The 12,464-nt window shown below is 56.6% G+C and carries 7 protein-coding genes; 3 read left to right on the top strand and 4 right to left on the bottom strand.

Annotated features, from left to right (window positions below; genetic code table 11):
* The first annotated feature begins 5 nt into the window (after positions 1-5).
* Together V1289_RS13955 and V1289_RS13950 are read left to right on the top strand one after the other, a co-directional pair.
* Complete coding sequence (locus V1289_RS13955) at positions 6-1,271, top strand: HlyD family secretion protein (protein ID WP_334397480.1); 1,266 nt, start codon at positions 6-8, stop codon at positions 1,269-1,271.
* A 210-nt stretch (positions 1,272-1,481) separates the two neighbouring features.
* Positions 1,482-3,236: an adenylate/guanylate cyclase domain-containing protein gene (locus tag V1289_RS13950; protein WP_334397479.1), complete on the top strand. Its 1,755-nt coding sequence runs from the start codon at positions 1,482-1,484 to the stop codon at positions 3,234-3,236.
* Between the two features lie 511 nt (positions 3,237-3,747).
* Here V1289_RS13950 and msrA read toward each other — a convergent pair.
* From msrA to V1289_RS13930, 4 genes are all read right to left on the bottom strand, one after another.
* On the bottom strand, positions 3,748-4,263 hold the full coding sequence (gene msrA, locus V1289_RS13945; protein WP_334397478.1) for a peptide-methionine (S)-S-oxide reductase MsrA: 516 nt from the start codon (positions 4,261-4,263) through the stop codon (positions 3,748-3,750).
* A gap of 181 nt (positions 4,264-4,444) precedes the next feature.
* Entirely contained in the window at positions 4,445-5,524 is a 1,080-nt protein-coding gene (locus V1289_RS13940) for a YkgB family protein (RefSeq protein ID WP_334397477.1), read from the bottom strand.
* 618 nt (positions 5,525-6,142) lie between these two features.
* Positions 6,143-6,310, bottom strand: a complete 168-nt coding sequence (locus V1289_RS13935; protein ID WP_334407450.1) for a hypothetical protein — start codon at positions 6,308-6,310, stop codon at positions 6,143-6,145.
* Positions 6,311-6,319: 9 nt separating this feature from the next.
* The gene (locus V1289_RS13930; protein ID WP_334397476.1) at positions 6,320-6,601 is read right to left on the bottom strand and encodes a hypothetical protein; all 282 of its coding nucleotides are present in this window, start codon (positions 6,599-6,601) and stop codon (positions 6,320-6,322) included.
* 292 nt (positions 6,602-6,893) lie between these two features.
* On the opposite strand from V1289_RS13930, the gene V1289_RS13925 reads away from it, so the two are divergent.
* Positions 6,894-12,446 (top strand): trifunctional serine/threonine-protein kinase/ATP-binding protein/sensor histidine kinase, encoded by a 5,553-nt coding sequence (locus tag V1289_RS13925; protein WP_334397475.1) that lies wholly within the window; start codon positions 6,894-6,896, stop codon positions 12,444-12,446.
* Positions 12,447-12,464: the final 18 nt, after the last annotated feature.

The raw sequence follows: 12,464 nt of genomic DNA, 5'->3' as shown, positions 1-12,464 counted from the left end.
TAGCCATGACCGTTACTGAAGTCACATCGAAGCGCGGCGACGACACGGCCTATGATCGCGATACCACCTTGTCGCTCGTGCCAGAATCCCGCGCACGCGCAAGGCGTCGCATGCAAATAATCCAATTCTTGATCACCCTGGCGACGGTAGCGCTGGCCGGGCTTCTCGGTTGGGCGATGTGGAGCGTCTATATGGGGGCGCCGTGGACGCGTGACGCCACCGTGCGCGCCTATGTCGTCACGGTGGCGCCGGAGGTCGCGGGGCGCATCGTCGAGTTGCCCGCCGTCGACAACAAATATGTTCACAAGGGTGATCTGCTGATGGAGATCGACCCGACCAACTACCGGATCGCAGTCAGTCAAGCCGAGGCGGCGGTGCAGCAGGCGCAAGCGAATGTGCAGAACATCGACGCACAGATGACCGTACAGCAGGCACAGATCAGCGCCAATCAGGCACAGCTGGATCGGAGCCTGGCCGCGCTCGTATTCGCGCAGCAGCAGGCAGGACGCTACCAGACCCTGGCGAAAGAAGGGTGGGGCACCGTTCAGAATGCCCAGCAGTTCGCGTCGCAGCTGCATCAACAGGAGGCCGCGGTGCAGACCGCACAAGAAAATCTCAACCTGGCGCATCGGCAAGTCGAGGCGCTAAAGGCGCAGCGCATGAGTGCCGAGGCAGGTCTCATGCAAGCCAAAGCCCAGCTCAACCAAGCGCAGGTGAACCTCGAGCGCACGCGCATTCTCTCAACGGTCGACGGCTACGTAACGAACCTGCTGGCGCAACTCGGTGACTACGTCAATGTCGGCGTGAGCACCATCTCGGTGGTCGATGCCAATTCATTCTGGGTCGATGGGTATTTCGAGGAGACGAACCTCGCTCCAATCTGCGCGGGTGATCCAGCCCAAATTAAGCTAATCGGCTACAGTCAAATCATCCGCGGTCATGTCGACAGCATCGCTCGCGCCATCAACGTTTCAAACGCGCAGCCCAACAATCAAGGGGTAGCGACGGTGAACCCAATCTTCACCTGGGTGCGCCTGGCCCAACGCATCCCAGTCCGGATCCATATCGATGAGGTAGCCCCCGGCGTCGTCCTGTCGGCCGGCATGACCGCCACAGTTGAAATCGATGGTCGAGGTCCGTGCATCGGCGAAGTGAAGGTGCGTCCTGGGTTTTCTGACGTGGCAAATTCGGCGAGTTGTCCCACCAGCGACGCGGCTCGAACTTGGTTGACGCGCCAACAACGACCATGTCATCTGTCGTCAGGTTATTGAATAGGTTGGTCCTCCAGTCTTTCGGCGGCCCGTGCTCTCGGAATAATCGATCTCCACCGGCATCGCGTGCGCCAACGTGACTGCCGCGCGACACACCGAGCAATATCGCGGAAATTCCAGCAATCTGGATAACCTCTCAGCACGAAATTAGATAGCCGTACAGCCAAATGACGTGCTTTGATACCCGCGGTTCGCGTGAGCGAGGCTGCTATGGCTAATGAGCGCATTCAAAGACGGCTAACCACTATCTTGGCTGCCGACGTCGTGGGCTATTCTGCGCTCATGGAGCGAGCGGAGGAGGCCACTTACGCCGAGGTCGGGCGGCTCAAGCGCGAAGTAATCGAACCTCGCTTGGCTCAATACCACGGCCGCCTGATCAAAACGACGGGCGATGGCATGCTCGCGGAATTTTGCAGTCCGATCGCGGCCGTGCGATGCGCGGTTGAGATTCAGGAACATCTCTCCTCAATGCCCGATGCGCTCGAATTGCGTATCGGGCTTAATCTGGGCGACGTGATCGTTCAGGAGGACGGCGACGTCTATGGCGAGGGCATCAACATGGCTGCCCGGCTCGAGGGTATTGCCGACCCGGGCGGGATCTTGATCTCCAGCAAGGTCCACGGCGAGGTCGAAGGCAAGCTCGACCTCAGCTTTGAGGATCGAGGGGAGCGCCAACTAAAGAATATTTCCAAGCCAGTTCGCGCTTACGCCATACGAGCCCGGACCCATAGCTCGGCGTTTGTGACGCCGGCGAACCGCGGCGAGCCGCTTCCCCTCCCCGACAGACCTTCTATCGCCGTTCTGCCGTTCCAGAACATGAGTGGCGATCCCGAGCAGGAATATTTCGCTGACGGCATCGTCGAGGACATCATCACGGCCCTATCTCGGTTCAAGTCCCTATTCGTTATCGCTCGCAACTCCTCATTTACGTACAAAGCCAGGCTCGTCGACACGAAACAGGTTGGTCGCGAACTTGGCGTTCGCTACGTTTTGGAGGGCAGCGTCAGGAAGGTCGCCGGTCGAGTCCGCATCACCGGTCAATTGATAGAAGCCTCCACAGGAGTCCACCTCTGGGCGGATAAATTTGATGGGGAATTACGGGACATCTTTGACCTTCAGGACGATGTCACTTCGAGCGTTGTGGCGACAATTGCTCCCGCGATTGAACGGGCCGAGACCGCGCGCTCGAAGCGCAAACCAACAGATCGTCGTGACAGCTACGATCTCTTTTTGCGAGGCATGGCAGCTTCCTATCGCGGGCGCACGGCGTACAAAGCACTTGAATTTTTTCACGAGGCAATCGAACTGGACGAGGACTTTGCACCAGCTTACGCGATGGTGGCCTACGTCGCTCTCGTGGAACAAGCTGTTAGCGGCTCGCCACTTTCAAAACAAAGGCGTGAGCAAGCGGTAAGGTTTGCGGAACGAGCAGCACGACTCGGTCATGATGATGCATTCGTGTTAGCCCGCTCGGCCCATGTGCTCGCCTATCTCGGACGTAAATATGACAGAGCTGCGTTGCTGGTCGAACAAGCCGTCACCCTGAACACAAACTTCGCGACTGCTTGGCACAGCAGAGGTTGGGTCGCCGTCGTAAGCGATCTGCCTGAGCGCGCTATCGAGAGCTTTCAGCAGATGACGCGTCTGAGCCCCTTGGATCCGTTGATTGTTGGCGCACTGTATGGGAGCGCGTTCGCCTTTTTTCTCGCTTCGCGATACGAAGAGGGACTGGAAGCAGCGGCACGAGCGGTTCAAATGGCGGCGAATGTGCTCTCCTTGGCTGCTGTCGTTGTCAACGCAGTCTCGTTGGGACGCCGTGTCGAAGCAGCGGACGCGGCTGCTCATTTACTCAGGGTCGATCCAAATTTTCGCATTGGACATGTGGATTATATTTTCCCCGTGCGGTCTGTTGATTCGAGAACACGGATCGGGCGAGCATTGCGCGAGTCAGGCCTGCCGGAATGAAATCTCACCCCATTGCGTCTTATTCCAGCTGGCATCCGGCGGCCTCGCGTTACACGCGAAGCTCGGGAGAACGGACGTCTTACCTCGATTGTATTTGTCACCGCTCGTTCAGACGCATGAGTTTCTGTTCGGGCGATGAAGGCGGGGCGCTCGAGTACCTGATCAAACCCTCGAAAGCAAGAACTGGTTGCTGCCGTAAGACTCGGAAGTTGCGCCGGCGCTCGCGAGAAGCCGCCAGTGCGGTGGTTATTGAGCCGGAGCGGCGGGTTGGTTCTTAGCATATCTAAGTGATAATTTGTGGAAGTGGATCTGCATCGCAAATGCGGTGCGAGCGGGGCGCAAGCTTGTGCTCGCCGCGAGCTATTGGAGGCTTGCCCCGAACCGGACCTCTCCGCGACTCAACGGGTATTTCGAATTGCTCGTCGGACCAGCTCTTTTGTATTCGGGCGCCAAGTTTGAGCGTGCGACCGGCAACAAGCTCAGCAGGGTGGGCACTCTCGAGGTGGCCAAGTCACGCCACAGGGGATCGGCGGGGCAATTTCCAGCCCGGACGGACGAAATGACAGGTGTAGCCGTTCGGATAGCGCTCTAAGTAGTCTTGGTGCTCGGGTTCCGCCTCCCAGAAGTCACCAGCGGGAGCGACTTCCGTCACAACCCTGCCCGGCCAAAGGCCAGAAGCATCGACGTCGGCGATCACGTCCTCCGCGAGGCGACGCTGCTCATCGTTAGTGTAGAAGATCGCAGAGCGGTAGCTCATGCCTACGTCGTTACCTTGACGATTGCGGGTCGTCGGGTCGTGTATCTGGAAAAAGAATTCCAGCAGATTTCGGAAACTGGTCTTGTCGGGATCGAACATGATCTCGATCGCTTCGGCGTGCGTGCCGTGATTCCGATAGGTGGCGTTCTTGACGTCGCCGCCCGAATAGCCCACCCGGGTGGACACTACGCCAGGCAACCGCCGGATGAGTTGCTGCATGCCCCAAAAACAGCCGCCAGCCAAAATCGCGCGTTCAGTTCTCCCAGCCATCGTTACGTCTCCTCTCTTGAAAACAACTTGACGTGGTTCGTATCCCTCGCTCTTCGCGGCATTGTCGGTTCCTGCGTCACGCAACGCGTTGTGCGACCACCGCAAAAGACCGTCGATGCCAATCCGAATGTAAGCACCGCTGTGCTGACGATGCGCAGGTTGGCCGCTTTCGCGCTTCAGCTCACGTTCTTGCGGGGAATGCGGCTGATGTCGGGACAGCGGCCGCTATTCCATCCGTGCGCGAACGATTCGGAGTCATCTCGGCAATCTCGACGCGAAGCGACATCCTCACGACATCCTGCTTCAGCAGATAGACCGATACAGCGAGAAGGACCAAATCCTTCATAAGAAAGGGAACGTCGCCGGCCATCGCCGGAAACCCGGCAGACGGATCCCATCCGTTCGGCGTGAAAGGGATGATCGTGACGGTCGTGATGAAGGTGACGCTGGATCCGATAGCTCCAAGAAGTCCCAATCGCTTATCCCAGAATCCTGCGTACAGGAGCGCGCAAATCGTCCATTCCGATGCACCCAGGAATCGGGCGGCTCCGCGGATGCCGAACGCAGGGTACAGCCAGGAAATGAGAGGGCTGTGGCTGATGAAGGGGATCATTGCCTGGGCCCCATATTGATGCCATTTGGTATACCCAAAGAACAGGAATATGAGCACCATTGACGCACGGAGTAAGTGATACTCAAGATCCTCTCTGAGAAGACCGAGTTTCGCCAGCATCCAGACGAGATACCTGATCGGAAAGCTGATGGTGCCGCCGCGCTCCGCCGAACGCGTCACCCTTACGATATCCTGCTTCAGCAAATAGACCGATGCTGCAAAGAGCACCACATCCTTCATGAGAAAAGGAACGTTGCCAGTCATTGCCGGGAATCCCCCGGCAACCTGATCCCAGCCGTTCGGCATGAATGGAATGATCGTCACGGTCGCAACGTATGTAATACATGATCCGATCGCTCCGAGGATCCCCACTTGCCTGTTCCAGAATCCCCAGAACAGAAGGGAGCAGATCAGCCATTCCATCACCCCCAGAAACCAGCTGCCTCCCCGAATGCCGAACGCTGGATACATCCATGAAATAAGCGGCCCATTGCTGATATAGGGAATCAGCACCTTGGCCTCGTACTCGAACCATTTTTGGTATCCAAATAGCAGGAATACGATCACCATCGACGCGCGAATTAGCAGATAGTCGAGATCGTCCTTGAGAAGACCGGACCTGGACAATGCGTTTATCAGATAATTCATCGTTGATCGCCCTGCTGGTGCAATGGGCCGCTCGGGGAGCGAGCGGCCCAAGTCTTGAGAGGGAATAGCCCGGGGCCGGACATCTTCGTTCTAATCCCAAATACGCAATGATCGCTTGTCCCGGATTGCTCGTGTCGTGCATTCTTGCGCGGAATCGTCGGGCTCCGATGTCGATCGTCGGAACGCTATCTGTCGAACAGTCGTCCCATCAAAAATGATAGACCGGGGCGTGTACTCATAACTCGCCATGTCTGCTATTCCGCCGCTAGCGGAAATCAGAAAACCACCGCTCCGTGCGATAAGTGGACGCACATGGTCCACGCGTGGAGCCGGAGTTCGCTCTTGACTACGACCGGCAAGCATCCCTTCTCGCCTGCGTCTCGGATGAAGCGACTTGGGAGGAGGAAGCGGCGTCGCAACTTCCAACAATGCGCGGGACATGGGGGAATAACCAGACCGGAGGCTGGCATGAATACCGAACGAGCTTTGCGCAACGTACGACATTCTTCCGATCTCAGTTTGGACAACACCCGGTTCGTGGATCACGTGCTGATCCGCGATTGCTGCATTTTGTGGATCCTTGAGTCAGTCGCTCCCCCATTTGACAGGATTCCATGTTTAAGCGTCATCCGAACACGTATACTGGCGCGTGGCGAATGCTCGAGCGGCCATACGTTGGCGATAGATCGAGAACTGGCGGTTACCTGGATAGCCCCACTCCGTTCCTTGCACGCAGGACCGATGCTCTACGGCGGCTGACGAGCTTGGGGTGCGGTCGTTTGCGATAACGAGGTCCTACAACTCGCCAAAGGTCGTGGAAGGCCCCTTGGCGTGAACAGAACCAGCCGTAGCGGCGCCTCTAGGCTGTGTTTCCGCTAAGCTAAACCCGGCGAGCAAGGTGTTGACCTCGCGCTCTCTCGTGATCGCAAAGCCGTCCAGCACGGTTCGGCCGCCTTCCCGGATGAGCTCGAGCGGACGCGCTGCCCATGCCCCGTCCGGTTCGTCCCTCAACACCTCATGATTGTTCAAGCTAAGTGGCGAACCTTCCATACCAAGCACAGGGAAAAACGTTTCCATAACACGCCTCCGCGAGCCGCCAGTCGCGACAATCGGTTCATGGGTTTTGGCGCCACGCCTTTTGACTGAAGCGGCGTTACAACTTTTAATGCTTGTGGGGACCGGACCTCTCTCTCCGCGCGAACTTAGTCCGTTCTCCTTCCAACCACATGGCACGTGCTAGTTTACCATTGCGGGCATTTAGGTTGGATGGATTTCGGCTCGGTTTTGCTCTACAAAATGGAGCAGGGCAGCGTCTGTCGGTTAAGGGCTTCCTGCCGACGGCGGGTTCTCGCGATGGCGGAGCCATTAGATGGTACCTCCGGGAAGCGACGTCAGTGGTATTAGCTCCCTTCAGCCCGCCTGGGAGGACGGCGACCGAATCTTCTATAGAGGACTACGCGATGGCCCTAAGGGTCAGCAAGCCATATTGGTAGTCGTTCCCTCAACTGATCCTCCGACGGTAGATAATCTTAAGCGGCTCACCCACGAATTCGATTTAAGGGATGACTTAGCCGACGACTCGTGGGCAGCGCAACCGTTGGCCCTCTTGCGTGAACAAGGGCAGCCCGTCCTTGTACTCAAAGATAATGAAGGCGAGCCACTCCAGCGGCTGGTGAGGACGCGCATGGAGGTGCAATCTTTCTTGCACCTTGCCATTTCCCTGTCGGCCGCCATTGGCCGGTTGCACGATCGCGGGATCATCCACAAGGACATTAAGCCGGCCAATATACTTGCGAATCTCGCAACCGGCCAAGTCTGGCTCACCGGGTTTGGAATCGCGACGCGCCTCTCCCGCGAGCGCCAACCTGTGGAGCCGCCCGAATTTATCGCCGGCACGCTCGCTTATATGGCGCCCGAACAAACCGGGCGAATGAATCGATCGATCGACTCTCGGAGTGACCTCTATTCACTGGGTGTCACACTCTACCAGATGCTGACAGGGCATCTTCCCTTCACCGCGAGTGATCCTATGGAGTGGATCCATTGCCATATCGCGAGGAATGCCGTCCCGCCAAGCGAGCGGGTTGAGAGCATCCCGATCGCCCTTTCCGCGATCATCATGAAGCTGCTCGCCAAGACCCCGGAGGACCGATACCAGACGGCAAGAGGCGTCGAACAAGACCTTCGGCGCTGCCTTGCGGATTGGCAAAGCCGGGGCCGTATCAAAGACTTCCCGCTCGGCGAACACGATGTGTCGGACCGACTATTGATTCCGGAGAAGCTGTACGGTCGATCACGAGAGATCGATGCCATGCTAGCCGCTTTCGATCGCGTTGTGGTCGGTGGCGCTCCAGAGTTGGTTCTGGTGTCTGGCTATTCAGGTATCGGCAAGTCGTCGGTCGTTGACGAATTACAAAAAGAACTCGTTTCAACTCGCGGTCTCTTTGCATCGGGCAAGTTCGATCAATACAAGCGCGACATTCCCTACGCCACCCTGGCGCAAGCGTTTCAGAGCCTTGTTCGTCCCCTGTTGGGGAAGAGCCCAGCGGAGCTGCAAATTTGGCGAGATGCCCTACAAGAAGCATTAGGCCCAAACGGGCTGCTCATGCTCGACATTGTGGCCGAACTGAGGCTTGTTCTCGGTGAACAGCCACCAGTACCCGAACTTCCACCCCAGGATGCGCAACGCCGGTTCCAGCTCGTTTTCCGGCGATTCATAAGTGTATTCGCAAGCCAGCAACATCCCTTAGTTCTCTTCCTTGACGATTTGCAATGGCTCGATGCGGCCACGCTCGATTTGCTCGAAGACATGCTGGTGCAGCCAGATGTGAAGCACCTGATGTTTATTGGCGCGTACAGAAGCAACGAAGTTGATCCGTCACATCCGCTCGCCCGCAGACTGACTGCTATCCGAGATAACGGAGCCGCCGTCGAGGAGATCGTTCTTGCGCCACTCACCCGCCAAGATCTGGAGCGGCTCATCGCGGACTCTGTTCATTGCACGCTAGAGCGCGCTGCTCCACTAGCCCAATTGGTGCACGGCAAGACCGGGGGGAATCCATTCTTCGCCATCCAGTTTATATCTGAACTTGCGCACGAAGAGTTGCTAACGTTTGATCCCCGCTCTTCACAGTGGTCTTGGGATCTCGCCCGTATTCATGCCAAGGGCTATACGGACAATATAATCGACCTCATGGTCGGAAAATTGAATCGTCTAACTGTCGAAGCCCAGACTGCGCTACAGCAGCTCGCCTGCATGGGTAACAGAGTGGAGTTTGACCTTCTGACGTCCGCTTATCAGGGTTCGCCGGAGGAAATGCACCGCCTGCTTTGGGAAGCGGTTCGAGCGGGCCTCATCTTTCGCCTCGAAGACTCTTATAGATTTGCCCATGACCGCGTCCTGGAAGCAGCCTACTCCTCGACACCGGAAAAAACGCGCGCCGAAACGCATCTGCGAATAGGAACGCTGCTCGCCAAGAAAACATCTCCAGAGAAATTGGAAGAAGCGATCTTCGAGATTGTTAATCAGCTGAACCGCGGCTCTCACCTCATAAAGTCCGCCGACGAGCGATTGCGCGTGGCAGAATTGAATTTGATTGCAGGGAGACGCGCCAAATCGTCAACAGCATACGCTTCAGCGCTGAAGCACCTAATTGTAGCCCGCGGATTGTTGTCCGACCACAGCTGGGATCGCAACTACGAACTGATGTTCGCGATCGAATATCTAATGGCCGAGTGCGAGCTTCTGACCGCAGATATGATTACGGCCGAAAATCGTCTTTCGATGCTGGCGGAGCGCAGCAAAAGCAGCCACCATATCGCTCTCGTCACGCGGTCACGGATAACACTTTATACCACTTTGGACCGCAGCGATCGCGCCGTGGAGGTATGCCTCGAATATCTACGTCGCAGAGGCACGGATTGGTCGCTGCGCCCCTCCAGAAACGAAGTGATGCGGGAGTACGAGCGTATCCGGTCACTCCTTGGTGGCCGACGAATTGAAGAGCTCCTTGATTTACCGTTTGTAACGGACGCGGAGTTGCTCGATCTTCTTGATGTCTTGACTGAAACCGTGACGCCGGCCCTGTTTTACGATGAGAACTTCTCATCTCTTGTCATTTGCTCCCTCGTCATCATCAGCCTTCAGCACGGCAACAGCGACGCGTCGTGCTTCGCGTATGTTTGGTTCGCCATTATATGTGGGCCGCGCTTTAACAACTACGAGGACGGATTCCGTTTCGGTCAGCTTGGCTACGAGTTAGTCGAAAAACGCGGCCTAACGCGCTATCAGGCTCGGACCTACATGTCCTTCGGCGATATCGTCGTACCATGGACGAAACACGTCCGATCTGGCCGTGATTTGGTGCGCCGCGCGTTCGAAGCTGCCAGTAAAGCAGGCGATCTGACATTTAGCGCCTATAGCTGTAACCACCTGGTCACCAACCTCATCGCAGCCGGCGATCACCTCGCTGAGGTACAGCGAGAAGCCGAGAACGGACTGGAATTTGCGAAGAAGATCAGTTTTGGTCTAGTCATTGATCACATCACCGCGCAGCTGCAACTTATTCGTACCCTTCGTGGATTGACCCCAACGTTCGGAACCTTCGACGATGAGCAATTCAATGAGCTGCAGTTCGAGCTCCATCTGGAAGAGAACGCCGCTTTGGCGGAACTAAAGTGCTGGTATTGGATTCGAAAGCTGCAGGCTCGTTTTTTCGCAGGCGAGTATAGCGCCGGTGTCGAGTCATCTTTGGTTGCCCAGCGGCTATTGTGGACGTCGCCGTCGCAGTTCGAGACAGCGGAGTTCCGCTTCTATGGTGCGCTTTGCCACGCAGCATGTTGGGATTTTGGAACGACTGAACAGAAGCAGCAGCATTTCGCATTCTTAAGAGCTCACCACGAGCAACTCAATGTATGGGCAACAAATTGCCCTGAAAACTTCGGAACGCGGGCCTTGCTCGTGAGCGCCGAGATCGCACGAATTGAAGGCCAGGACTTGATCGCTATGCGGCTATACGATGAGGCAATCCTACGTGCGCGGGAAAATGGATTTATACACAACGAGGCTCTCGCCAATGAGATAGCCGCACGCTTTTACAGCGCGCGAGGATTTGAGAAGATCGCCTATGCTTATTTGCGGGACGCGCGGTATTGCTATCTGCGCTGGGGAGCGGATGGCAAGGTACGACAACTGGAGCAGATCTATCCCCTTCTTACGGAGAGAACGGCTCGGAGCGATCCGACAAGCACGATCCAGGCGCCAGTTGAGCCGTTAGAGCTGGATACTGTGCTTAAGGTCTCTCAGGCGGTGTCAGGAGAAACCGTCCTTGAGAAGCTGATTGACACCATCATGCGCACAGCCATTCAGCATGCAGGTGCTCAACGATGTGTGTTGCTCCTTACAGAAGGGATTGACCCGGTGGTTAGGGCAGATGCTGAAGTTCAGGGTGAATCGTTGGTAGTTCATCTGCGGGACGAGCCACTTTCCGTGGCGGCGCTGCCGGTCTCTATCGTTCACTTCGTTGTCCGAACGCGCGAACGCATTATTCTTGGTGACGCTTCCGCACAGAACCAGTTTTCTGCGGACCCATACATTCGTCACCACCGAGCCCGTTCTGTTCTCTGCTTTCCGCTGCTTAATCAGGCCAAACTGATTGGCATACTCTATCTGGAACACAACCTCGCGCCCGGCGTATTCACGCCCGATCGGATGGCGGTGCTGAAGCTGCTCGCCTCCGAGGCCGCGATATCACTAGAGAACGCTCGGCTTTATAGCGACCTTCGGGAAAGGGAAGCGAAGGTTCGACGCTTGGTCGATTCAAACATTATCGGCATCTTTATCTGGCGCTTTGATGGCCGGGTGGTAGAAGCAAACGATGCCTTTCTTCGTATCGTGGGATACAGCCGTGACGATTTTGTCTCGGGTGATTTGAAGTGGAGGGAACTGACTCCTGTTGAGTGGCGTGATCAGGACAATCGGCGAGCTGAAGAGCTAAGGGCGACAGGAATTTCCCATCCATACGAGAAAGAGTACCGCCGAAAAGACGGTAGCAGAGTGCCAATACTAGTCGGAGAAGCACTTTTCGAGGAGAGGGGAGATGAAGGTGTCGCTTTTGTTATCGATTTGACCGATCGGAAAAGAGCGGAAGAAGCCGTGCGTGATAGCGAGCGGCGGTACATGCAAGTACAGACCGAACTTGCGCATGCAAACCGTCTCGCAGCGATGGGGCAACTGTCTGCTTCGATTGCGCACGAAATCAATCAGCCGATAGGATCGGCAATCACCTATGCCAATGCAGCTTCATCCTGGCTACGTGCCCAACCGCCAAACTTAGAAGAGGTACAGCAGGCCCTTGGGTTTATCGTGGAGAGCGGCGTGCGAGCGGGTGAAGTTATTGACCGGATCCGCGCGCTCGTAAAGAAAGCACCTCCTCTGAAGGCTCGACTCAACATCAACGAAGCGATCTTAGAGGTCATTGCGCTAGTTCGCGGCGAAATGGCAAAGAATGGCATTTCCGCAAAGACGCAACTTGCGGATAGCCTGCCTCCCGTTTGGGCAGACCGCGTTCAGCTGCAGCAAGTAATTCTCAATTTGCTCCTTAACGCGATCGAGGCGATGAGCGGAATGACCGCGGGAGCACGCGAATTGCTGATCCGCACCGAACCGGCACACTCGGATGCCGTGCTCGTATCCGTGCGAGATTCCGGCCCTGGCTTTCCTCCCGAGAGCGCACAGCGGCTATTTGAGTCCTTCTATACGACCAAATCCGGAGGCCTAGGAATGGGGCTCTCAATCTGCCATTCAATCATTGAGGTTCACCAGGGCCGATTGTGGGCGAGCGCGAACCTACCCCGTGGTGCAGTGTTTCAACTAACGCTGCCCGCGCTCCTGTCCGGCGAGGGGGATAAAATCAGGATATAGTGAGGGTCACGTCCGGAC

The sequence above is a fragment of the Bradyrhizobium sp. AZCC 2289 genome (assembly GCF_036924615.1).
Classification (GTDB): domain Bacteria; phylum Pseudomonadota; class Alphaproteobacteria; order Rhizobiales; family Xanthobacteraceae; genus Bradyrhizobium.
Note: the sequence above shows the minus strand (reverse complement) of the source record. Positions and strands in the feature narration are given on the sequence as shown.

Bases quoted from the DNA above. Each gene is read 5' to 3' on its own strand.
- V1289_RS13940 (WP_334397477.1), bottom strand. From the start codon at position 5,524: ATGAATTATCTGATAAACGCATTGTCCAGGTCCGGTCTTCTCAAGGAC.
- V1289_RS13955 (WP_334397480.1), top strand. From the start codon at position 6: ATGACCGTTACTGAAGTCACATCGAAGCGCGGCGACGACACGGCCTAT.
- V1289_RS13950 (WP_334397479.1), top strand. From the start codon at position 1,482: ATGGCTAATGAGCGCATTCAAAGACGGCTAACCACTATCTTGGCTGCC.
- V1289_RS13925 (WP_334397475.1), top strand. From the start codon at position 6,894: ATGGTACCTCCGGGAAGCGACGTCAGTGGTATTAGCTCCCTTCAGCCC.
- V1289_RS13930 (WP_334397476.1), bottom strand. From the start codon at position 6,601: ATGGAAACGTTTTTCCCTGTGCTTGGTATGGAAGGTTCGCCACTTAGC.
- msrA (WP_334397478.1), bottom strand. From the start codon at position 4,263: ATGGCTGGGAGAACTGAACGCGCGATTTTGGCTGGCGGCTGTTTTTGG.